Raw genomic sequence first — 21,201 nt, forward strand, 5'->3', positions numbered from 1 at the left:
GTGAGCCCTGACTGAGCCGTCTTTGGGGTGCGCGTGCGATCCGTGGGTGCGGGTGAGTCGTGGGTGCGGGTGAGTCGTGGCCGGTCGCGCAGTTCCCCGCGCCCCTCCCCGCGCTCCTGCGCTCCCGCGCTCCCGCGCTTTTGGAAGACCTTGGCCTGCCCCCCGTTCAGAGCCAGCCCTTCTCCCTCGCTATCCGTACCGCCTCCGCCCTGTTCCTCGCCGCCAGTTTCTGGATCGCCGTCGAGAGGTAGTTGCGGACCGTTCCCTGCGAGAGGTGGAGCCGCGCCGCCAGTTCGGCGTTGGTGGAGCCGTCGGCCGCCGCGCGCAGGATCTCGCGTTCGCGGTCCGTCAGGGGGTTGGCGCCCTCCGCGAGGGCCGCTGCGGCGAGGGTGGGGTCGATGACGCGCTCCCCCGCCAGTACCTTGCGGACCGCCTGGGCGAGCTGGGCGGCCGGGGCGTCCTTCACCAGGAAGGCGTCGGCGCCCGCCTCCATGGCGCTGCGGAGGTAGCCGGGGCGGCCGAAGGTCGTGAGGACGACCAGTTTCAGGCGCGGGAACTCCTGGTGGAGCTGGGCCGCCGCCTCGATGCCGGTGCAGCCGGGCATCTCGATGTCGAGGAGGGCCACGTCGACGTCGTGGGCGCGGGCGGCGGCGAGGACCTCGTCTCCGCGAGCCGCCTGGGCGACCACCTCGATGTCGTCCTCCAGGCCGAGGAGGGCGGCCAGTGCCTCGCGGACCATCGACTGGTCCTCCGCCAGCAGGACCTTGATCGTGCCGTCACTCATGGGCGGGATCCTACGTCCGCGGCGGTGCCCGCCGGGACGCGGGCGGTCACCCGGAAGCCGTGTTTGACGCGGCCCGCCTCCAGCGTGCCGCCGGCCTTCTCCAGGCGCTCGGTGAGGCCGGTGAGGCCGTTGCCGGGGCCCTTGCCGGAGCCGCCTGAGCCGTTGTCCTCGACGCAGAGTTCGAGGCGGGGGCCGTCGAGGGTCTGGCGCCGGTGGACCTCCACCGTGCAGCGGGTGGCGCCGCTGTGCCGTACGACGTTGGTGACGGCCTCGCGCAGGGCCCAGGCGAGGGCGGACTCGCTCTCCTCGGGGACGCCGTCGAGGTCGGGTTCGGCGGGGGTCGTGGCGGTGATGCCCGCCGCCGTCAACGCGACCTGGGCGCCGGCGAGTTCGGCGGCCAGACGGGGACGCCGGTAGCCGGTGACGGCCTCCCGGACGTCGACCAGGGCCTGGCGGCTGACCTGTTCGATGTCGGCGACCTGCTGGGCGGCCTTCTCGGGGTGGTCGGGGAGCATCCGGCCCGCCAGCTCGCTCTTGAGGGTGATCAGGGAGAGGGAGTGGCCGAGGAGGTCGTGCAGATCGCGGGCCAGCCGCAACCGCTCCTCGTTGGCGGCCAGTTGGGCGACGGTGGCGCGGGCCTTGCGCAACTCGACGGTCGTCCGGACCAGTTGGCCGACGCCGGTCATCGCGAAGCCGATGAGCAGGACCAGCACGAGGAGGTTGGCGGCCGCCTCGACGTCGGTGCGCAGGCCGACCAGCATCAGGACCGCCCCGGTGCCGGGGATCACCCAGAACGCCATCCGCGGCGGCAGGGCGATCCCGCCGGCGACGGAGACGTAACAGAACAGGCCGAGCCAGGCGGAGCCGAGCGTGAGGGACAGCACCACGGCGAGCACCGCCATCGCGGCGATGAGGCCGTGGACCACCCTCGACGGGTAGGGCGTCGCCCCCATGTCGCGGAAGAGGAGCGAGAGGTAGACGGCGACGAACACCGCCAGGCCCGTCCAGCCGGCGGCCGTGCCGGCGGTGGTGTGCCGGCCGGACACCAGATCGTGGACCGGTGAGCTCAGGAACACCAGCCAGACGCCGATCCACAGCGCCTTGCGCCGCCACAGCTCACGTCGGGTGCGGGCCGCCTGGCCCAGCAGGATCGACGGCCCCTGGCGGGCTTCCTCCGACAGCGGGTCGTCCGTCATGGCACTCACGCCTTCAGCGTGTCCTTCCGGTACAGCCAGGCCGCGCCGCCCGTGAACAGGGCGAAGAAGACGGCCAGGATGGCGATGTCCTTGGCGTGCGGGGCCCGGCTCTGTTCGATCGCCTGCCCCAGGGCAGCGTACGCGCGGGTGGGCACCCACCTGGCTATGTCCTGCAACCACTGCGGGAAGGTCGTCGTCGGCATCCACAGGCCGCCGAGGATCGACAGCCCGAAGTAGGTGATCATCGTGATGGGCCGGACCGCGTCCCCGCTCGCGAGGTAGCCGATCGCGACGCCCAGGGCGGCGAAGACGAGGCTGCCGGCCCAGATCGCGCCCGTGAGCGCCGGCCACTGCCACGCCTCCAGCCGTACGCCCTTGACGGCGGCGGCGACGGCGAAGACCACGACGATCGACGGGAGGCTGACGACGGCCGCGCTCGCGGTCTTCGCCAGGACGTATCCGCGACCCGGCAGCGTGGTCAGCCGCAGCTGGCGCACCCAGCCGCTCTCCCGCTCCTTGGCGATGCGCTCGCTGTTGCCCATCAGGACGGCCGTGAGGGCGCCGAAGGAGGCCATCGAGACCATCATGTACGTCGGGAGGGTCAGGCCGGTGCCGTCGACCTCGGTGGTGGCGTCGGCGCTGCCCGCGATCAGCAGGAACAGCACCGACGGGTAGACCACCGAGAAGAACAGGAACTTGCGGTTGCGCAGGGCTCGCGCGAGCTCCAGCTTGATCAGGCTGTTCACTTGGTCCTCGCCTCCTCGGCGGCGGTGATGGCGACGAAGGCCTGCTCCAGACCGAGCCCGGCGACTTCGAGGTTGCGGGGGTAGAGGCCGAGGCCGTAGAGCGCGTGGACGGTGGCGTCGGCGTCGGAGGACTGGATACGGACCGTCCGGCCAACGACGTCGAACGTGGTGAGGAACGGCAGGGCACGCAGCGCGGACTCGTCGATGTCGCCCTCGAGGTCGAAGGAGACCCGGCGGGCGCCCGCCTTGGCCTTGATCTCGGCGGCGGTGCCGTCGGCCAGCAGCCGGCCCCGGTGCAGGACGAGGACCCGGTCGGCGATGGCGTCGGCCTCTTCCAGGTAATGCGTGGCGAACAGGACGGTCCGCCCCTGGTCGGCCTGTTCACGCATGGTGGCCCAGAAGCCCTGACGGGTGGTGACGTCCATGCCGGTGGTGGGCTCGTCCAGGACGATCAGATCGCTGTCGCCGGCGGTGGCGAGGGCGAAGCGGACGCGCTGGGCCTGGCCGCCGGAGAGCTTGTTGACCTTGCGGGAGGCGATCTGGCCGATGCCCGCGCGGGCGAGCACGTCGGAGACCTTGTAGGGCTTGGGGTGCAGGGCGCAGGCGAGGCCGACCAGCTCGCCGACGGTGACCTCGTCCATCAGGCCGCCGCTCTGGAGCATGGCCCCGACCCGTCCGGCGACGATGGCCTCGCGCGGGCTGGTGCCGAACACGGTGACCTGGCCGCCGTCGGCCTGCTTGAGGCCGAGGAGCAGGTCGAGGGTGGTGGACTTGCCGGCCCCGTTGGGCCCGAGGAGCGCCACGGTCTCCCCCGGGTGCAGCTCCAGGGTCAGCCCGTCCACGGCGCGTACCTCGCCGTAGGTCTTGCTCACGCGGTCGAAGCCGACCACGGGTGCCGTCTTCGCCCCGGGGGCTGCTGTCTTCGTCGTCATACCCCGATCGTCGCCCGGAGGACCCGGGCGGGGGCAGTGTCGGGCGTCCTCGGTGCCGCATGACAGATGTCATGAGCCGAGGTGCGCGCCGGTGGGGCGCGTGGGGCCCCTCCCGCACGTGGGGGCGGCCCCTCCGAGCCCGTGGAGGCCCGTCCCTGCCCAGGGACGGGCCTCCACCGCCGTCACGGACGGCCGACGGTCAGTTCGGGTTGGTGTCGATGACTCCGACGCGCTCCGCCGCCGTCTTGCCCCGCAGGGCCTTGCGCAGAGCGGCGACGACATCCTGCGGCAGGATGTCCCGCTTGCCGCTCGCGCCGTCGACCTTCACCCCGTCGAAGGTGCTGCCGTACGCCTTCTCCAGCGCCTGGAGGTTGTACGTCTCGACGAGCTTCCCGTTGATGGCCTTGACGCCGAGGATCTTCGGCAGCGACACCGGGCCGAACGGAATGCTGTGTGCCGCGTCGGTCTGCACGGTGACCAGGCCGGACATCGCCGGTTCGGCGAACTCCTTCATCATGCGGTCGACCTCGGCGTTGGTGATCGTCGGCTGCTTGGTCGTCGTCGGGACGGTCACCGGGGCGGTGGCACCGGTCTCCACCTGGGTGCGGTACCCGGCGACGACGGCCTCTTCGGCCTTCGCCGCGTCGATGCCCTTGCCCGCCTTGCCGTAGACGGCGATGGCCTTGCCCGACTCGAACTTGATGGTGCCGTCGGTGGCCGACCCCGCGCCGCCCGCCACGCTCTGCAGCGCCGCCTGGAGCTTCTCCTCGTCGACCGGCATCTCGGGCTCGACCACCCGGTGCTGCCCGAACAGCGAGCCGATCACGGAGACCGGGTTGTAGTCGCTCTTCGCGGCGTCGTCGAGGGTGGCCTGGATGTCGAACTGGAGGCCCGCCTGGTCCGGCTTGAGGGAGACGGTGTCGCCGTCGACGGACAGCTTCAGCGGCTGCGCGGCCCGCTTGTCGAAGGCGTCGTCGAGCTTCTTGACGGCCTCGTCGCGGGTGCTGCCGCCGATGTCGACGCCGAGCACGGTGGTGCCCTTGGGCACGTCGGAGTGGTTCATCAGCAGTCCGGCGCCGTACACGCCGACCCCGCCGAGGACCAGGACGCCGCCGAGCAGGACCAGCTTGCTGCGGCCCTTCTTCTTCGCCTTCTTGGAGCCGGACGCGCTCTGCGCGGCCCTGGCGGCGGGCTTGGGCGCCTTCTTCGCCCCGGGCCCGCCGCTCTGCGTACCGCCGGGCGCGCCGGGGGTGCCCTGGTCAGCGGAGGGCACGACCGGGATACCGCTGGTGACGGTGTGCCCGGAGACGTTGTCGGCGGGACGGCCGTAGCCGCCCGCGCCCGGCCCGGGGGCCTGGATCTGCGGGGTGAGGACCGCGGTGTCGTCGCTCAGACCGCCGCCGGGGAGCCGGGCCGTGCCGGGAACGGTCGTACGAGGGCCGCCGGGAGCGGTCGTACGAGGGCCGCCGGGAGCGCCGCCGTAGCCGTTCGGGGAGCCGGGGATGCCAGGGATGCCGGGGGCGCCGACGGCCGGGCCGGCCGCGCCCTGGGCCACCGGGGGCACGATCGGGCCGTCGCCGGTGACCGGGCCGCCGGTCGGGCCGGTGGGCCCCTGCGGGCCGCCGTGGCCGTGCGGGCCGGCGGGGATGTCGGGGCCGTTGAAGTCGTGCCGGCTGCCGGGACCGGGGGCGCCGCCCTGGCCGTTCGTCCCGGGGAAGCCCGGCTGGTCGCCCTGGCCGTTGCCGGAGAAGTACGGCAGCTCGTCGCGGCGTGCCTCGGCACCGCCGCCACTCTGACCGCCCGGCGACTGGCCGGGTCCCTGCCCCTGACCCTGCGCCTGTGCTTGCCCCTGACCCTGGCCCTGTCCCGGGCGCGGGGTGCCGAGCGGACCCGCGGACAGCGCCTCGGTGACGTCGAAGGAACCGGTGCCGCCGCCGTGCCCGGGAGCCACCGGACCGCCGGTGGCACCGGGGAGCCCGGCGCCGTTGGTGCCGCCCGGCCGGGGGCCGATCGGCGCGCTCATGGAACCGACCACGCCACCGGGACGCCCACCGGCCGGTCGCCCGGCACCGGGACGCGCGCCACCGGCCGGAGTACCCGACACGCCCGAAGCGCCGGAAGTACCAGAAGCACCGGAAGCACCAGGCGCACCAGAAGCGCCGGAAGCGCCCACACCTGCGACGGAACCGCCCGGAATGCCCGCCCCGTTGGTGGCCCCGCCGCCCTGACCGCCCTTGGCGGGACCGGACTTGCGCGGGGCGAACCAGTCGCTCGCCGCCTTCTCCCCCACGCCGGCCGCGGTGTCGGCGGGCGCCGCGAAGCTGCCCGTGTCGGCCCCGGAGAAACCGGCAGAACCGGAGGAACCGGCAGAACCGGCAGAACCGGCAGAACCGGAGGAGTTGCCGGAATCGGTACCTGCGCCGGCACCGACTGCGGGCCTCGACTGCGGGCCGGTGTCGGCGTTGGCGCCGGCGTTGGTGTCGTCGCCCTCGGACTCGGCGACGGGCTTGCGCACGACGACCGGCGGAATGGGCCGGGAACCGGGGATGTTGATCCGGATCCGGGTCGTCAGCGTGGTCTCGGTCTTGCGTTCCTCCGGCCGGGCGGCCGAACGGCCCGCGTCCGCACCGGCGTCGGACACCACGGGGATGCCGTACGGCGGCGTACCCGAGGGGTACGCGGCCCCGCCGCGCCCGTTGGGCCCGGAGGACGGACTGTCAGTTTCACGACTCAAGGCAGGTTCTCCAGGTTGGCTCCACCGCCCGCCACGACCTCACGGGCAGCTCGGCGGCGCGCACCACCATACTGGCCGCTTCTGGCGCGTATCCCACGACCGCCATTGAAACCCGCACGGGACTCGCACGGCCGCGCCCTGCGAAGTGGTACGTCACTTGCCAAGTCGGACGTCGGGGCGGTCCGGTTGCCTCCCCAGCCCAAGGGTGGCGCAGATCACAGCCAGCGCCATACCGCCGAGCAGGAAGAGGTACGAGCCGCCTCCCGCGCCGAACAGGAAGTCCCCTTCGGCACGGCCCGCGGTGCACACGATGACGGCGATCATCCAGCCGGCGGCCGGCGCGACCGCCCCGGCACGGCTGTTCGCGGCCCGGGCGCCGCCGAGGAACAGCCCGGCCGCACCGGCGAGCGCGAGCAGCAGTCCGCCGGGGAACCAGCCGGACTGCACGAGCGCACCGGCCAGGCCGGTCACCGCACCGAGGACGAAGAGCCCGAGGTAGGCGGCGATCCGTCCGGCGGGGGGACGCTGGAGGGGCTGGGCGAGCATCGAACCGGGACCGGGCATCAGGCGCTCGCCTCCGTCCCGACCTCGACTCCGGCGAACAGGTCCGTCTCCCTGTTCCCCACCCGCTCCCCGGGCTCACCGCGCACCAACTCGTAGTACTCAGTGGTGAAGAGGGGCTGGGCCAGCTCGTTGGAGAGGGCGAAGCAGCGCTCGCCCGGGGCGACCTCGATCTGGGTGGCGTGCGCGCGCATCGCGGCGGCCTTTGCGGGCGCGTACGGGGTGCCGTCGATGACGGTGGTGATCCGGTCGTCGTCGACGACCCCGGGTACGTCGGCGACGGCGGCGCTCTTGTCGAAGGGCAGCGTCGGCAGTTCCTCGCGGAGCCGCTCGAAGGCGGCCTCGACGACGGAGCGCGGCACGCGGTTGTAATAGACCTTGGGGACGGCCCAGCCGGTCTCGGCGGCGAAGTCGACGGCCCGCAGGGCGACGCGGTGCGCCTGGATGTGGTCGGGGTGGCCGTAGCCGCCGTTGTCGTCGTAGGCGACAAGGACATGGGGACGCACTTCGAGGATCACCTCGGCAAGCGCGGCGGCGGCCTCGTCGACGTTCGCCTGCCAGAAGCAGGCGGGGTCGTCGTTGTCGGCGACGCCCATCATCCCGGAGTCGCCGTACCGCCCCACACCGCCGAGCAGCCGGAAGTCCCCGACACCGAGCGCGGCCATGGCGTCGGTCAGCTCACGCAGCCGGTACTCACCGAGGGCGGCACCGCTCAGATGCCGCAGCTCGGGCGGGATGACCTCCCCGCGCTCACCGAGCGTGCAGGTCACGAGCGTGACCCTGGCGCCCTCGGCCGCGTAGCGGGCCATGGTCGCGCCGTTGTTGATCGACTCGTCGTCCGGATGCGCGTGCACCAGGAGCAGACGCCGAGCGGGCAGTTCCGTCATGAGGCCAGCCTACGAGGCGACGACCGCCCGGCGGTCATCTGCCTCCTCCGTGGACTCAGGCGTCGCCCTGCGGCTCGGTGAAGATGTCCCCGGCGGAGGCTGCGGTCGCTGCCCGGGTGAGCCAGATACGCAGGAGATCCGGGTCGTCGCAGGCGGTGATGCGCTCGCGGAGTCCCTCGGAGACATCGAGGCCCCGGGCCTCAAGGACGAGCAGCACGTCCTCGGCGCCCCGCTGGACGCGGCCCTGCGTGCGCCCCTCGTCCCGGATCTCTTCGGAGATGTACGACTTATAGAAGGACAGGTCCACAGCCACCAGGTTCCTCCAGATTTCTGCGGCCCGGCGGTTGCCACCGATGCCTTGGGCGGTGAATTCGATGATCGTGCCGGCGACAGCCTCGGGCACGTCCAGCAGAGCGGTGGACAGGGCCTTCAGTATCCCATCGACGACCGCTTCCTTTGCGTGAGTGATGACGGACAGCGCGGCCAGCGCCGGATCGGCCCGAGCCTCATCCGGGTCGGCGATCACCGGCATGTTGTGCGGGCCGACCACGAGCGGGTGCAGGGTGAGGGAGGTCCACTGCTCCGGGCCGATGGGCACGGACCGTGCAGCCCACTCGGCGGTGGGCCGATCCTGGCAGACGACCAGCAGCAGAGGCGGGATCTTGTACTTCGTGTACAGGAAGGACAGGTAGTAGGCCCAGCTGGCGGGCTTGTCCGGATCCTTCGCGCTCTGCGCCTCGACGGCCACGAGGAACGAGCCGTCGCCGTCGTAGTCGAAACGGAGCAACGTGTCGACCCGACGCTCGACAGGCCGAGCCTCGGTGAGATCGGTCGGCAGAACCGTGACGGACCTGGGCGGGACGAAGGGGAGGTCGAGGACCTTGGAAACGCCGGCGAACAGGTCGGGGCATTCCTGAAAGATGCGGTGCATCGCCTCGTGGGACGACTTCACCATGCGGTTCCTCACTTGGTTCGCTTGTTCGGTTCTCCTGAGAGCCCCCGACCGAGGCGGAGGCCTTCAGTCGACGGTTCAGGGCTGCGGGCCCTACTGGTGGCAGAAGACCACGTGGGTGACAGTGCGACCGTCCGGAGTACGTTCGCTCTCACGGCGGAGGAAGCCGTGGACCTCCAGCTCAGTCAGGGCGGCGGCGGTATCGGTCGCGTCGTCGGGGAAACGGGCGCTCAGGGTTTCGACGTCGACCGGAGTTCCCGCCGGCATCGACTGGAGGCGGACGCCGATCCCGATCGCCACGAGGGACAGTCCCGGGTGCTGGGCGAGGTGATCGCCGATCACCGTGAAGCCGAAGGTGCCGTCCTGCCCATCCATCCAGGCCTTCTCCTCAACACTGTCGGGGCGTTCGTGGGGGATTGCCGCCCCGGCGAAGGCCGTCGCATTTGTACGGGTCCGTTGCGCCGAGAGTAGGTCAGGCAACGTCCGCCAAGGGCAGCCCAGTTGGCGATGTTCACTCCTGCGAGTGACGCGGGCCATGGGCGGGAGAAAGATGAGTGCACGCCGAAGACAGTGCGCCCGCGAGCGCACCCATCAGGTCGGCGCCCCGAGCGAAAGCCAGTACGACAGTCCGGCGACGTTCGCGCAGCCGGGGCAACACCCTGGCCCTGACCAGCGAGGACTTTCCGCTACCCGGACGCGCCGACGAGCGGCAGAAACCGCTCCCCCCGGGCGGATCGCAGACGCGTGCAGCCTTCGCGTCAGCCCGGCGGCCTGCTCCTCCCGCCCGCAGCAGACAGGCGCCTCGTCCGTACTCGCAGTGTTCAACGGTGCACAAGCGTTTTGGCCACGGGAATCAGAGCCAATCCGACAGGAAACCTTCAGCAGAGCCGGTTTCGTGGATCACATCACGCTGAGTCGCGGCACTTGCCTACCGTGAAGAGTAACGAAGCGATTGCTTACGGTGAGCGACGGAGGGGTGCGGTATGCCGAAGGTGGGCGGGGAAGCGGTGCGACTCAAGAGCGAGGCGGACGAGCCCGGTTGGGAGGTGGATCCCGACGACGAGTGGGGCCTCGCGATCGTCGCCACGATCGGACGACAGCTGAAGCTGCGGCGGGAGTCCGTGGGTATGCGGGCGGGCAAGTTCGGTGAAGCCGTCGGGTACGGCGAGGACATGATCTACGAGCTGGAGAGCGGGAAGCGTATCCCTCGGCCGGAGTTCCTGGACAGGGCGGACGAGGTGCTCGGGGCCGGTGGGCTGCTCTCCGCGATGAAGGAGGACGTGGAGAAGGTCCGGTATCCGAAGAAGGTTCGGGATCTGGCGGAGATGGAGGCGAAGGCCGTCGAACTGCTCTCGTACGGCAACCACAACCTGCACGGACTCCTGCAGACAAAGGACTACGCATGGGCGTTGATGGGGACTCGGCGCCCCGTGCCCCCGGAGGTAGATCTGGAGCAGGCAGTAGCGGCACGCATGGCCCGAAAGGCGATCTTCGATCGTTCACCCGCTCCCGAACTCAGCTTCGTCCTGGAAGAGACGACCCTGAGACGTCCGGTCGGAGGCAAGATGGTGTGGCGCACGCAGCTCGAACACCTCCTGCATGTGGGGCAACTGCGAAACGTCGAGATTCAGGTGATGCCGACGGACCGCTGGGACCACCCTGGGACGGGAGGGCGTATCCAGGTGCTGAAGTTCGAGGATGGCACGGCGGTCGGGCGCATGGACGATGAGTTCAACGGCCGCCCCGTTCACGACCCGAGGCAGCTCAGGATCCTTGAACTGCGCTATGGCATCATCCGGGCCGAGGCTCTGACCGCAAGGGAGTCATTGGCCTTCGTCGAGACACTGGTGGGAGAAACCTGATGCAGGACCTGGTGTGGTTCAAGAGCAGCTACAGCGACAGCAGCAACCCGAGCGACTGCGTCGAGATCGCCAACACCCCCGACACCGTCCACGTCCGCGACTCCAAGCACACCGCCGGCCCCCGCCTCCAGCTCTCGCCGGAGGCCTGGGCCGACTTCGTGCCGTACGCGTCCGAAGGCTGACCCGCCCGCCGCATGGACACAGTGGGCGCCGCCGCGGGGCGACCGCCTCCCGGTCCGCGGCCTTCATCCCGCCAACCACCCACTCGGCGTCCGGGTCGTACTCCCAGGCCCACCCCGTGGCGTCGTCCTCCTGGCCTCTTCGCGTTCGTTCACCACTGGATGACTCCGGCCTCTTCGGATGCCGTGTCGAGTACGCGGGTGACAGTGGCTTGGGCCTGTCGGAAGGCACCTTCTGAAGCACTGGGGTCAGTGATGGTCCGCTCGGCCTCGCGCATCCTGCGAGCCTGCTCAGGGTGGCGCTCGACGGCCACGAGCGTCGCCCACCTTCTCCAAGAACAGCCGCATCGGGGTGACGGAGGAGAGCTGGATGGCCTGATCGAAGGCTTCGCCCAGGTCACGATCGAACTCGGGAAGCCGGGCGAGCGCGATCTGCTTGACGGCTTCGCGCAGGGCGTCGCGGACGATCTCCTCGGCGATCGCCTCCGGCGGGAGGCCGCTACCGGCGAGCCAGGGAGGGCGAAGAGCAGCTGCTGGCCGTAGCGACGCCCGAAGTTGGGCGAGGCCTTCGCCCGCTTCCGCAGGCGATCGTCAGCGTCGTGTCCGTTCACGCGCCCCGGCTTACGGATCCGGATGCGGGGAAGGCGCGGTTCATGGCAGCGAAGGCCGAGCTCCGGTCAACCGCCCACCGGAGCCCCCGCGACGGCACGCGTCAGAACTTGATGCTGCCGATCATGCTCGCCACGCTCGTCGTCAGATCGTTGATCGTCCCCGCCATCGTCGAGGAGGCGAGGTAGAAGCCGAGCAGCATGCAGACGACCGCATGACCGCCCTTCAGTCCTGACTTCTTGATCAACAAGAAGACGATGATCGCCAGCAGCACCACCGCCGAAATCGAGAGTGCCACGGCGGCTCACCTCCAAGAACCCGGGAACGTGGGGGCAGAACAGAACGAGGGAACTTGTAAATCCATACAACTGCCAGCAGGTTCATACCCACAGTGCGCTAGTGATCATAACTACGAGTACGTGTGCATCTCGCGGCGCACAGCCGCACAAGGGGGCGCATGGCCAATATGGTCGTGGGATGACGACCGAGTCCGACTCCTTCCCCCGCCGGCACGCGCGCACCCAGCGTTTCACCCTCGGCGCGCCGCGTTCGTTCACGGTGGCCCCCGATGGCTCCCGGGTGGTGTTCCTGCGCTCCGGCTCCGGTACCGATCGCGCGGGCGCCCTGTGGGTGCTCGATCCCGCTGATGGTGCGGAGCGGCCGGCCGCCGATCCCCGGGGGCTTCTCGGGGGCGCCGCGGAGGACCTCTCCGCCGAGGAACGGGCACGCCGGGAGCGCAGTCGTGAAGGCGGTGCCGGGATCGTCGGCTACGCCACCGACGAGGCCGTGGAACTGGCCGCGTTCTCGTTGTCCGGGCGGCTTTTCACGGCCGAGCTGAGGGCGGGGACGGCGCGCGAGATCCGGGTGCCGGGGCCGGTGGTCGATCCCCGTCCGTCCCCCGACGGGCGGCTCGTCGCGTATGTCGCGGGGGGCGCGCTGCGGGTGGTGAGCGCCGAGGGCGAGGACGACCGGGCGGTCGCGGAGCCCGAATCGGGCACGGTTTCCTATGGATTGGCCGAGTTCGTCGCGGCGGAGGAAATGGCGCGTTCCCGGGGCTTCTGGTGGGCTCCGGAGTCGGACCGGCTGCTGGTGGCGCGGGTGGACGACACGCCGGTGGAGCGGTGGTGGATCTCGGACCCCGCGCAGCCGAAACGTGACCCACAACACGTGCCGTATCCAGCTGCTGGGACGGCCAACGCGGAGGTCCGGCTGTTCGTGTTCGACCTGGACGGGGTGCGGACCGAGGTCGTCTGGGACCGGGCGCGGTACCCCTATCTGGCGCGAGTGCACTGGTCAGGGGCGGGTGCGCCGCTGCTTCTCGTCCAGGCGCGCGATCAGCGCAGCCAGGTGTATCTGGCGGTGGACACGGAGTCCGGGGCCACGCGGATGGTGCACGCCGACGAAGATCCGATTTGGCTGGATCTTTTCCCTGGGGTGCCGTGCTGGAGCCCTTCCGGGCGGTTGGTACGGATCGCCGACGAGGGCGGCGCCCGGGTCCTCGCGGTCGGCGAACGTCCGCTGACCGGAGCGCAGTTGCATGTCCGGGCGGTGCTGGACGTCACGGACGACGAGGTGCTGATCTCGGCGTCGGCCGGCACGGAGGCGGAGAGCCCGGAGACCGGCGAGGTGCATGTCTACCGGGTCAGCGAACTCGGGGTGGAGCGCGTCTCGCAGGAGCCCGGCGTGCACTCCGCCGTGCGCGCCGGGGGCGTGACCGTGCTGGTGTCCGCGGCGCTCGACCGGCCCGGGAGCGTGGCGCGCATCCTGCGGGACGGGAAGCAGACGGCGACCGTCCGGTCGTATGCCGAAGATCCCGGTCTGTCCCCGCGCGTGGTCCTCACCGAAGGGGGCGCACGACGGATCCCGTGCGCCGTGCTCATGCCTGCCGACTACCCCGGCGACACCTCACCACCCTCCGCACCCCTGCTGCCCGTCCTCCTCGACCCCTACGGCGGCCCCCACGGCCCCCGGGTCCTCGCCGCCCACAACGCGCATCTGACCTCGCAGTGGTTCGCCGACCAGGGCTTCGCGGTGGTCGTCGCCGACGGCCGGGGCACCCCGGGCCGCTCCCCCGCCTGGGAGAAGGCGATCCACCACGACCTCACCGTCAGTCTCGACGACCAGATCGAGGCCCTCCAGGACCTCGCGAAGAGGTACCCCCTGGACCTGACCCGGGTGGCGATCCGCGGCTGGTCCTACGGCGGCTGGCTGGCCGCTCTCGCGGTGCTGCGCCGCCCGGACGTCTTCCACGCGGGCGTCGCCGGCGCCCCGGTCACCGACTGGCGGCTGTACGACACCCACTACACCGAGCGCTACCTCGGCGACCCGGCCGCGAACGCCGAGGCGTACACGCGGAGTTCTCTCGTCACCGACGACGGGCTGTCCGCGCCCGCCGAGCCGCACCGGCCGCTGATGATCGTGCACGGCCTCGCCGACGACAACGTGGTCGTCGCGCACTCCCTGCGGCTGTCCTCGGCCCTGCTCGCGGCGGGGCGGCCGCACGAGGTGCTGCCGCTGTCCGGCGTCACGCACATGACCCCGCAGGAGCAGGTCGCGGAGAACCTGCTGCTGCTCCAGGTGGACTTCCTGAAGCGCTCGCTGGGGCTCGCGCCCCACCCGGGGGAGACGGCCTAGGCAAGGCAACGGGCCGGGATGACATGGCGCATCCCGGCCCGTTTACGGCACCCGCACGGCCGTACGCTGTTCAGACTGACGCGTCCGTATATCGGAATCGGGTCAGCCAAGTTGCCTGCGTGTTAACGCAGTTACGGTACAAATGTGCGGTTATGTGCCGTCGTTGGAGTGATCGACTCCCGCGAAGTGGCAGGCGGAGGGGTGCGCTGCGGGCCCGCCCAGGTCCTGCAAGGGCTCCGGGACGGCGAGCACCGGCACCTCCTGGGCGCACCGCTCGCGCGCCTTCCAGCAGCGGGTGCGGAAGCGGCAGCCGGACGGCACGTCCGTCGGGGACGGCACGTCTCCGGTGAGGATGATCCGCTCCCGCCGGCTGCGCGCCCCGGGGTCCGGCACCGGGACCGCGGAGAGCAGCGCCTGGGTGTACGGGTGCGTCGGACGGCCGTAGATCTGCTCGTCGGAGCCGATCTCCACGATCCGGCCGAGGTACATCACCCCGACCCGGTCCGAGATGTGCCGGACCACCGACAGGTCGTGGGCGATGAAGAGGTACGACAGCGCGAACTCGCTCTGGAGGCGGCCGAGGAGGTTGACGACCTGGGCCTGCACCGAGACGTCCAGCGCGGACACCGGTTCGTCGGCGACGATCACCTCGGGGCGCAGGGCGAGGCCGCGGGCGATGCCGATGCGCTGGCGCTGGCCGCCGGAGAACTGGTGGGGGTAGCGGTTGATGTGCTCCGGGTTGAGGCCGACCACGTCGAGCAGTTCCCGCACCCGGCGGCGCCGGTCGCCCTTGGGGGCGGCCTCGGGGTGGATCTCGTAGGGCTCCCCGACGATGTCACCGACCGTCATCCTGGGGTTGAGGGAGGTGTACGGGTCCTGGAACACCATCTGGATGTTGCGGCGGACCGCCTTCAGGGCGCGCCCGGAGAGCCGGGTGATGTCCTCGCCCTTGTAGTGGATCCGGCCGCGCGTCGGGCGCTCCAGGCTGACCAGCAGCTTGGCGACCGTGGACTTGCCGCAGCCGGACTCGCCGACGATCCCGAGGGTCTCGCCCCTGCCGAGCGCGAAGTCGACGCCGTCGACGGCCTTCACCGAGCCGACCCGCTTCTTGAACAGGACGCCCCGGGTGAGCGGGTAGTGCTTGTACAGCCCGCTCACGTGGAGGATCGGCTCAGCCATGCAGGCACTCCCTCCAGAAGTGGCAGGCGCTGCCGCGGTCCTCGGCCACCGGGTGCAGCGGCGGTACGTCGCTCCGGCAGGCGTCCCGGGCCGCAGGGCAGCGGGGGTGGAAGGCGCAGCCGGGCGGGATGTCCATGAGGTTCGGCGGCAGGCCCTGGATGGCGTGGAGTGCGTGGCCCTTGCGGTCGAGGCGGGGGATGGAGTCGAGAAGCCCCCGGGTGTACGGGTGGGCCGGGGCCTTGTAGAGGTCGTGGACGGGGGCCGACTCGACGATCCGGCCCGCGTACATCACGGCGATGCGGTCGGCGACGTCGGCCACCACGCCGAGGTCGTGGGTGATGAGGACGAGGCCCATGCGGTACTCGCGCCGCAGTTCGGCGAGCAGGTCCATGACCTGGGCCTGGACGGTGACGTCGAGGGCGGTGGTGGGCTCGTCGGCGATGATCAGGGCCGGTTCGAGGGCGAGCGCCATCGCGATCATGATGCGTTGGCGCATACCGCCGGAGAACTGGTGCGGGTAGTCGCCGACCCGCTGCCGCGCGGCCGGGATGCGGACGCGGTCCATCAGCTCCACGGCCCTGGCCCGCGCGTCCTTCCTCGACATGGCGCGGTGGACGACGAACATCTCGCCGAGCTGGTCGCCGACGGGGAGGACCGGGTTCAGGGAGGACAGCGCGTCCTGGAAGATCATCGCCATCTCGGCGCCGCGGATCCTGCGGCGCTCGTCCTCCTTCATCGTGAGCAGGTCCCGGCCCTTGAACAGCACCTGGCCGCCGGTGATCCGGCCGGGCGGCACGTCGAGGATCCCCATCACCGCCTGCGCGGTCACCGACTTGCCCGATCCGGACTCCCCGAGCACCGCGAGCGTCTCACCGGCCCGCACGGTCCAGCTGACCCCGTTGACGGCCCGCGCGACGCCGTCCCGGGTGCGGAACTCCACCCGCAGATCCCGTACGTCGAGCAGCGCCTCCCCCCGGGAGTACGGCTCCGCGAACTGCGCCTCCCCTGCTTCCCCTGCGTCCAGCGGCATCGCCGGTCACCTCAGTTTCGGGTCGAGGGCGTCGCGGATCGCGTCGCCGAGCATGATGAACGCCAGGACCGTCAGGGCGAGGGCGCCGGAGGGCCACAGCAGGGCGTGGGGGGCGTTGCGGACGTAGGGGGAGGCGGCGGAGATGTCGATGCCCCAGGAGACCGTGGGCGGCTTCAGGCCGACGCCGAGGTAGGACAGGGTCGCTTCCAGGGCGATGTACGTGCCCAGGGCGATGGTCGCGACGACGATCACGGGGGCCACCGCGTTCGGGGCGATGTGGCGCAGGAGGATGCGGGAGGAGGAGGCGCCGAGCGCGCGGGCCGCCTGGACGTAGTCGTGCTGTTTCGCCGTGATCACCGAGCCGCGGGCGATCCGGGAGATCTGGGGCCAGCCGAGCAGCACCATGAAGCCGATGACCGGCCAGACGGTGTCGCCGGTGACCACGGAGAGCAGCACCAGCCCGCCGAGGACCACGGGGATCGCGAAGAACACGTCCGTGACGCGGGAGAGGACCGCGTCCCCGGCGCCGCCGAAGAAGCCGGCCAGGCCGCCGAGGACGCTGCCGAGGACGGCGACCCCGAGGGTGGCGAGGACGCCGACCATGACGGACGTACGGGCGCCGTAGACCGTGCGGGTGTAGACGTCGCAGCCCTGGCCGTCGTAACCGAAGGGGTGGCCCGGTCCCGAACCCTCCTGCGCGTGGGCGAGGTCGCACTTCAGGGGGCTCTCCCAGGTGATGGCCGAGGGCCACAGGGAGATGAACAGCAGGAAGAGGATGATCAGTGAGGACGCCAGGAAGACCGGGTTGCGGCGCAGGTCGCGCCAGGCGTCGGACCACAGGGAGCGGGGTCTGCCCGTGGTCCCGGCGACCGGTGCCTGCTCCAGGGGCAGCGGCTCCCCCACGGTCAGCCCCGGCGCCACGATCTCGCCCTCCGGCTCCAGTTCAGGCATAGCGGATCCTCGGGTCGAGTACGGCGTACAGGAGGTCGACGAGCAGATTGGTGACCAGGAAGACCAGCACGAGCACGGTGACGAAGCCGACGACCGTCTGGGTGTTCTGGCGGAGGATGCCCTGGTAGAGCTGGTAGCCGACGCCGTGGATGTTGAAGATCCGCTCGGTGACGATGGCGCCGCCCATCAGGAAGCCGATGTCCGCGCCGATGAAGGTGACCACGGGGATGAGGGAGTTGCGCAGCAGGTGCCGGGTGACGACCCGCCGGCGCGGCAGCCCCTTGGCGACGGCGGTGCGGACGTAGTCGGAGCGCCGGTTCTCGGCGATCGAGGTCCGGGTCAGCCGGGTGACGTACGCCAGCGAGACCGAGGCCAGGACCAGGCCGGGTACGAGGAGTTCACCGAAGGCGGCGTCCGGGGAGACGGACGGCCTGATCCAGCCCCACTCGACGCCGAGCAGCAGCTGGAGCAGCAGACCGGTGACGAAGGTGGGCACGGAGATCACCACGAGGGTGGCCAGCAGGACGCCGGTGTCGACGGGGCGGCCCCGGCGCATCCCGGTGACGACCCCGAGGGTGATCCCGATGACGATCTCGAAGAGGATCGCGACCAGCGTGAGGCGCGCGGTGACGGGGAAGGCCGTCGCCATCAGCTCGGTGACCGGCTGGCCGTTGAACGCCGTGCCGAAGTCCCCGGTGAAGACGTTCCCCATGTAGGTCAGGTACTGCTGCCAGACCGGCCGGTCGAGACCGAACTCCTGCTTGAGCTGCGCGGTCGTCGCCGCGTCGCACTGCCGTTCGCCGCACAGGCCCGCGACGGGGTCGCCCATCACGTTCACCATGAGGAAGATCAGCAGGGTCGCGCCGAGGAACACGGGCACCATCTGCAGCAGGCGCCGTACGACGTACCGCCCCATGGCGGGTCAGCCCACCTTGATGTCGGTGTAGACCGGGACGGAGAACGGGTTGAGCCGGACGTCGGAGAGGCGTTCCCCGTAGCCGCCCGTGCCGTTCTGGTACCACAGCGGGATGGCGGCCATGTCGTCCCGGACGACCCCCTCGGCCTGCTGGAACAGCGCCACGGCCTTGGCCGGGTCGGTCTCGGCGTTGGCCCGGTCGACGAGCCGGTCGAACTCCTTGTTGGACCACTTGCCGTCGTTGGAGGGGGCGTTGGTGTAGTAGAGCGGCTGAAGGAAGTTCTGGATGAGCGGGTAGTCCATCTGCCAGCCGGCCCGGAAGGGTCCGCTCAGCTTCTGCCGGGTGGTCTTGTCGCGGTAGTCCGCGAAGGTGCCGATGGGGCTGCCGGCGCAGGCCCGGTCGTCGCCGAGGACGTTGTTGATGGAGTTGCAGACGGCGTCCACCCACTGCTTGTGGGAGCCGGCGTCCGCGTTGTACGTGATCCGCACCTGCCCGCCGGGCAGTCCCCCGCCCTGCTGGATCAGCTCCTTGGCCCGGGCCGGGTCGTAGGTGCACCACTCGCCGCACAGCCCCTTGCTGTCGCCGCCCTTGATCCCGAGGACCGGTGAGGTCCAGTCCGTCGCCGGGACGCGGGTGCTCCGGTAGATCGTCCTGGTGATCCGGTCGCGGTCGATGGCCATGGACAGCCCCTTGCGGACCTTGTCCATGCCGGGCTTCGCCCACTCCTTGTCGTAGTAGGGGAAGGCGATCGTCTGGATGATCCCGGCGGGCTGGTTGAGGTAGCGGCCGCCGAGGTCGCCCGGGGCGTTCCCCAGCTGGGCGGCGGGCACGTCGTCGGTGAGGTCGAGGTTGCCGGCCAGCAGGTCGGTGTAGGCGGTGTTGGGGTCGGTGTAGACCTTCAGGGTGACCCCGCCGTTGCGCGCCCTGTCCGGGCCGGGGTAGTCGGCGCGGCGGACCAGGTTCATCTGGGCGCCCCGGGTGTACGAGGTGATCGTGTAGGGCCCGTTGCCGACGGGTTTCCTCAGCCAGGCCTCGTGGTCGTCGAAGAACGCCCGGGGCAGCGGGGAGAAGACGGCGTAGCCGAGGGTGTCGGGGAAGGACGAGAACTTCTGGCTGAGGCGCACGGTGAAGGTGCGGTCGTCGACGACCTTCAGTCCGGACAGGGTGTCGGCGCTCTGTTTCCCCGTCGCCGGGTGGATCCGGTCGTACCCCTCGATGTACTTGAAGAACTCGGCGGCCTTCTGCGCGTTCTTCAGGCTCGCCCCGTAGTTCCAGGCGTCGACGAACGAGCGGGCGGTCACCTTCTCGCCGTCGCTGAACGTCCAGCCGTCCTTCAGGGTGACCGTGAAGTTCTGCGAGTCCGGTGTCTCGATGCTCTGCGCCAGCATGTTCTGCGCCTGGGCGGTCACGGGGTCGTACCGCTTCAGGCCGCGGAAGATCATGTCGAGGACCTTGCCGCCCTGCACCTCGTTGGTGTTGGCGGGCTCCAGCGGGTTCTGCGGGTCGCCCCAGGACGAGGTGAGGACCTCGCTCGTGTCTCCGCCGCTGCTTCCGCCGCCGCAGGCCGCCGTCGCCAGCAGGGCCGCCGCCGCGCACACGGCCCACCTGGCTTGCGTGGCTCCTCGCATGGAGTGCCTCCTCTTGACTGGCGCCGGACCCAGGAGTGCCTTGATCCTTTACCAGCCAATATCGGCACATGGTCGCTTCCGTGCATGTTCACCCCACCCGTACGGGTGCGAAGGGGCGTCAGAAGGAGGACCCCGGACGGCTCGGCTGAGCCGTTCGGGGGCCGGCATGGGGGTGCCTGGCGTCGGGGTGCCTGACGTGGGCGTGCCTGACGTGGGCGTGCCTAGCGCGGCACGGCCTTGAAGACCACGTGGACGCCGCCGTGCGGTGACATGGAGATCAGCAGGTTCGACGACAGGGCCGCCGCCAGCCGCTCCAGCAGCGGCAGGGTCGGCACCCCGTGACCGCACTCCATGCGCGAGAGCGCGCCCTGCGTCATGCCCGCCTCGTTCGCCAGGCGTTCCTGGGTGAGCCCCAGCTCCAGCCGCCGGGCCCGCACCGCCGCCCCGAAGGGCCGCCCGACGTCACCGGCTCTGCGTTCCGCTGCCACCAACAATGCGTCACTCCCCGTTTGTGTCTGACCAATGATCAGGACTCGGGGCGCGCCGCGTGCGGTTCCTGGCTTGGGGAAGTCTTGAGGGCGCCTTTCATACCGCAAAGCACATGAGGCCGTGCGGTGAGACGCTGCTCACTTCATACCGGCGATGCGATACCGACCTTCGGTACGGAGACAGCCAATTCGGCCCGCTCCGACCTGCGACGACTCCCCGTGTGCACCCTTTGCCCGGTGGCGGCCGGGACTGTCAATGCCCTGCGGTGCATGGGCGTGTCGCGGCGCCCCGCAATCTGTTTGCAGGCTTGTCCGGGCACAGCCAGTCTGACGGCGCGCTCCCGGTGAGCGCAGCGTTCCTGAAGGGGGAATCGTTCGTGCTGAGAATCTCAAGTGCCCTCGTGAGCACGGCCGTCGTGGCCGGCGGCATCGTGACCGGCGTGGCCGCCCCGGCCTCCGCCTCGTGTGCCCCGAGCCCCGGGACGGGCTACCACATCACCAACAAGTCGACCGTGAGCAAGCCGACCAACCTGCACAGCGAGTGGATGTACGACAACCTCGGCGGCACCCTCACCTACAACCACACCAGGACCGCCACGGTGAGCGCCAGCGGCACCGCCGGTGTGGAGGCCGAGGCCGGGGTCATCTTCGCCAAGGCGAGCACGTCGTTCAGCGTGACCGTCGGCAAGTCCTGGACGAAGTCGAACAGCTGGAGCTACGCGATCCCGGCGAAGAACAAGGCGGGCAAGACCAAGGTCCGCATGACGATGTTCCACGAGTCCAAGAAGTTCAAGGCCACGAAGTACTCGTACTACTACGACGGCCACTGCAAGTACCACGAGAACAAGAAGTGGTCGAAGTGGTTCGTGGCCCCGGTGAAGGCGGACGCCAACGTCTGGGGCCTGGAGTGGAAGTAGGGAACTGAGGGCGGT

General features: G+C 70.7%; 20 protein-coding genes. 4 read left to right on the forward strand and 16 right to left on the reverse strand.

All coding sequences use genetic code 11. The features are described from left to right. Positions 1-166: 166 nt before the first annotated feature. From AQJ58_RS11295 to AQJ58_RS11335, 9 genes are all read right to left on the reverse strand, one after another. Entirely contained in the window at positions 167-784 is a 618-nt protein-coding gene (locus AQJ58_RS11295; RefSeq protein WP_067248299.1) for a response regulator transcription factor, read from the reverse strand. Continuing rightward, positions 781-1,980, reverse strand: coding sequence for a sensor histidine kinase (locus tag AQJ58_RS11300; protein WP_067248302.1), 1,200 nt, complete (start codon positions 1,978-1,980; stop codon positions 781-783). Before AQJ58_RS11300 ends, AQJ58_RS11295 begins: the two co-directional genes overlap by 4 nt. A 5-nt stretch (positions 1,981-1,985) precedes the next feature. Next, positions 1,986-2,726 carry an ABC transporter permease gene (locus tag AQJ58_RS11305; RefSeq protein ID WP_067248303.1) on the reverse strand — a complete coding sequence of 247 codons (741 nt, stop codon included), beginning with the start codon at positions 2,724-2,726 and terminating at the stop codon, positions 1,986-1,988. After that, positions 2,723-3,658, reverse strand: a complete 936-nt coding sequence (locus AQJ58_RS11310; RefSeq protein ID WP_067248306.1) for an ABC transporter ATP-binding protein — start codon at positions 3,656-3,658, stop codon at positions 2,723-2,725. The genes AQJ58_RS11305 and AQJ58_RS11310 overlap by 4 nt, the downstream gene beginning before the upstream one ends. A gap of 199 nt (positions 3,659-3,857) precedes the next feature. After that, the gene (locus AQJ58_RS11315) at positions 3,858-6,392 is read right to left on the reverse strand and encodes a hypothetical protein (protein WP_199844568.1); all 2,535 of its coding nucleotides are present in this window, start codon (positions 6,390-6,392) and stop codon (positions 3,858-3,860) included. A gap of 153 nt (positions 6,393-6,545) precedes the next feature. Then, positions 6,546-6,956, reverse strand: coding sequence for a DUF6113 family protein (locus tag AQJ58_RS11320; RefSeq protein WP_067248312.1), 411 nt, complete (start codon positions 6,954-6,956; stop codon positions 6,546-6,548). Then, positions 6,956-7,840: an N-acetyl-1-D-myo-inositol-2-amino-2-deoxy-alpha-D-glucopyranoside deacetylase gene (gene mshB / locus AQJ58_RS11325; RefSeq protein WP_067248313.1), complete on the reverse strand. Its 885-nt coding sequence runs from the start codon at positions 7,838-7,840 to the stop codon at positions 6,956-6,958. The genes AQJ58_RS11320 and mshB overlap by 1 nt, the downstream gene beginning before the upstream one ends. Before the next feature lie 55 nt (positions 7,841-7,895). Beyond that, positions 7,896-8,795 (reverse strand): RpnC/YadD family protein, encoded by a 900-nt coding sequence (locus AQJ58_RS11330; protein ID WP_067248316.1) that lies wholly within the window; start codon positions 8,793-8,795, stop codon positions 7,896-7,898. A 90-nt stretch (positions 8,796-8,885) separates the two neighbouring features. After that, entirely contained in the window at positions 8,886-9,167 is a 282-nt protein-coding gene (locus AQJ58_RS11335; RefSeq protein WP_067248319.1) for a hypothetical protein, read from the reverse strand. Positions 9,168-9,775: 608 nt separating this feature from the next. Here AQJ58_RS11335 and AQJ58_RS11340 point away from each other — a divergent pair. Both AQJ58_RS11340 and AQJ58_RS11345 read left to right on the forward strand, forming a co-directional pair. Beyond that, on the forward strand, positions 9,776-10,654 hold the full coding sequence (locus tag AQJ58_RS11340; protein WP_067248321.1) for a helix-turn-helix domain-containing protein: 879 nt from the start codon (positions 9,776-9,778) through the stop codon (positions 10,652-10,654). After that, entirely contained in the window at positions 10,654-10,836 is a 183-nt protein-coding gene (locus AQJ58_RS11345; RefSeq protein WP_067248324.1) for a DUF397 domain-containing protein, read from the forward strand. Before AQJ58_RS11340 ends, AQJ58_RS11345 begins: the two co-directional genes overlap by 1 nt. A gap of 709 nt (positions 10,837-11,545) precedes the next feature. Here AQJ58_RS11345 and AQJ58_RS11355 read toward each other — a convergent pair. Next, entirely contained in the window at positions 11,546-11,740 is a 195-nt protein-coding gene (locus AQJ58_RS11355; RefSeq protein ID WP_055635483.1) for a hypothetical protein, read from the reverse strand. Between the two features lie 179 nt (positions 11,741-11,919). Here AQJ58_RS11355 and AQJ58_RS11360 point away from each other — a divergent pair, with 179 nt between their 5' ends. Beyond that, positions 11,920-14,076, forward strand: coding sequence for a S9 family peptidase (locus AQJ58_RS11360; RefSeq protein ID WP_067248329.1), 2,157 nt, complete (start codon positions 11,920-11,922; stop codon positions 14,074-14,076). A gap of 150 nt (positions 14,077-14,226) precedes the next feature. Here AQJ58_RS11360 and AQJ58_RS11365 read toward each other — a convergent pair whose 3' ends face one another. From AQJ58_RS11365 to AQJ58_RS11390, 6 genes are all read right to left on the reverse strand, one after another. Further along, positions 14,227-15,255 (reverse strand): ABC transporter ATP-binding protein, encoded by a 1,029-nt coding sequence (locus AQJ58_RS11365; RefSeq protein ID WP_067248332.1) that lies wholly within the window; start codon positions 15,253-15,255, stop codon positions 14,227-14,229. Then, the gene (locus AQJ58_RS11370; RefSeq protein WP_079078865.1) at positions 15,248-16,285 is read right to left on the reverse strand and encodes an ABC transporter ATP-binding protein; all 1,038 of its coding nucleotides are present in this window, start codon (positions 16,283-16,285) and stop codon (positions 15,248-15,250) included. Before AQJ58_RS11370 ends, AQJ58_RS11365 begins: the two co-directional genes overlap by 8 nt. A gap of 6 nt (positions 16,286-16,291) precedes the next feature. After that, a complete protein-coding gene (locus AQJ58_RS11375) occupies positions 16,292-17,236 on the reverse strand; it encodes an ABC transporter permease (protein WP_067248335.1) in 945 nt (314 codons plus the stop codon). After that, a complete protein-coding gene (locus tag AQJ58_RS11380) occupies positions 17,229-18,152 on the reverse strand; it encodes an ABC transporter permease (RefSeq protein ID WP_067248337.1) in 924 nt (307 codons plus the stop codon). Before AQJ58_RS11380 ends, AQJ58_RS11375 begins: the two co-directional genes overlap by 8 nt. A gap of 6 nt (positions 18,153-18,158) precedes the next feature. Next, positions 18,159-19,781, reverse strand: coding sequence for a peptide ABC transporter substrate-binding protein (locus AQJ58_RS11385; RefSeq protein WP_067248339.1), 1,623 nt, complete (start codon positions 19,779-19,781; stop codon positions 18,159-18,161). A 221-nt stretch (positions 19,782-20,002) separates the two neighbouring features. Next, a complete protein-coding gene (locus tag AQJ58_RS11390) occupies positions 20,003-20,269 on the reverse strand; it encodes a helix-turn-helix domain-containing protein (protein ID WP_067248342.1) in 267 nt (88 codons plus the stop codon). A 401-nt stretch (positions 20,270-20,670) separates the two neighbouring features. On the opposite strand from AQJ58_RS11390, the gene AQJ58_RS11395 reads away from it, so the two are divergent. Beyond that, positions 20,671-21,186 carry a hypothetical protein gene (locus AQJ58_RS11395; RefSeq protein WP_234360022.1) on the forward strand — a complete coding sequence of 172 codons (516 nt, stop codon included), beginning with the start codon at positions 20,671-20,673 and terminating at the stop codon, positions 21,184-21,186. The last annotated feature ends 15 nt before the right edge of the window (positions 21,187-21,201 follow it).

The sequence above is a fragment of the Streptomyces sp. DSM 15324 genome (genome assembly GCF_001514285.1).
Lineage (GTDB): Bacteria > Actinomycetota > Actinomycetes > Streptomycetales > Streptomycetaceae > Streptomyces.

Bases quoted from the DNA above. Each gene is read 5' to 3' on its own strand.
- AQJ58_RS11320 (WP_067248312.1), bottom strand. From the start codon at position 6,956: ATGCCCGGTCCCGGTTCGATGCTCGCCCAGCCCCTCCAGCGTCCCCCC.
- AQJ58_RS11375 (WP_067248335.1), bottom strand. From the start codon at position 17,236: ATGCCTGAACTGGAGCCGGAGGGCGAGATCGTGGCGCCGGGGCTGACC.
- AQJ58_RS11335 (WP_067248319.1), bottom strand. From the start codon at position 9,167: ATGGATGGGCAGGACGGCACCTTCGGCTTCACGGTGATCGGCGATCAC.
- AQJ58_RS11345 (WP_067248324.1), top strand. From the start codon at position 10,654: ATGCAGGACCTGGTGTGGTTCAAGAGCAGCTACAGCGACAGCAGCAAC.
- AQJ58_RS11360 (WP_067248329.1), top strand. From the start codon at position 11,920: ATGACGACCGAGTCCGACTCCTTCCCCCGCCGGCACGCGCGCACCCAG.
- AQJ58_RS11300 (WP_067248302.1), bottom strand. From the start codon at position 1,980: ATGACGGACGACCCGCTGTCGGAGGAAGCCCGCCAGGGGCCGTCGATC.
- AQJ58_RS11330 (WP_067248316.1), bottom strand. From the start codon at position 8,795: ATGGTGAAGTCGTCCCACGAGGCGATGCACCGCATCTTTCAGGAATGC.
- AQJ58_RS11385 (WP_067248339.1), bottom strand. From the start codon at position 19,781: ATGCGAGGAGCCACGCAAGCCAGGTGGGCCGTGTGCGCGGCGGCGGCC.
- AQJ58_RS11310 (WP_067248306.1), bottom strand. From the start codon at position 3,658: ATGACGACGAAGACAGCAGCCCCCGGGGCGAAGACGGCACCCGTGGTC.
- AQJ58_RS11295 (WP_067248299.1), bottom strand. From the start codon at position 784: ATGAGTGACGGCACGATCAAGGTCCTGCTGGCGGAGGACCAGTCGATG.
- AQJ58_RS11365 (WP_067248332.1), bottom strand. From the start codon at position 15,255: ATGGCTGAGCCGATCCTCCACGTGAGCGGGCTGTACAAGCACTACCCG.
- mshB (WP_067248313.1), bottom strand. From the start codon at position 7,840: ATGACGGAACTGCCCGCTCGGCGTCTGCTCCTGGTGCACGCGCATCCG.
- AQJ58_RS11340 (WP_067248321.1), top strand. From the start codon at position 9,776: ATGCCGAAGGTGGGCGGGGAAGCGGTGCGACTCAAGAGCGAGGCGGAC.
- AQJ58_RS11370 (WP_079078865.1), bottom strand. From the start codon at position 16,285: ATGCCGCTGGACGCAGGGGAAGCAGGGGAGGCGCAGTTCGCGGAGCCG.
- AQJ58_RS11380 (WP_067248337.1), bottom strand. From the start codon at position 18,152: ATGGGGCGGTACGTCGTACGGCGCCTGCTGCAGATGGTGCCCGTGTTC.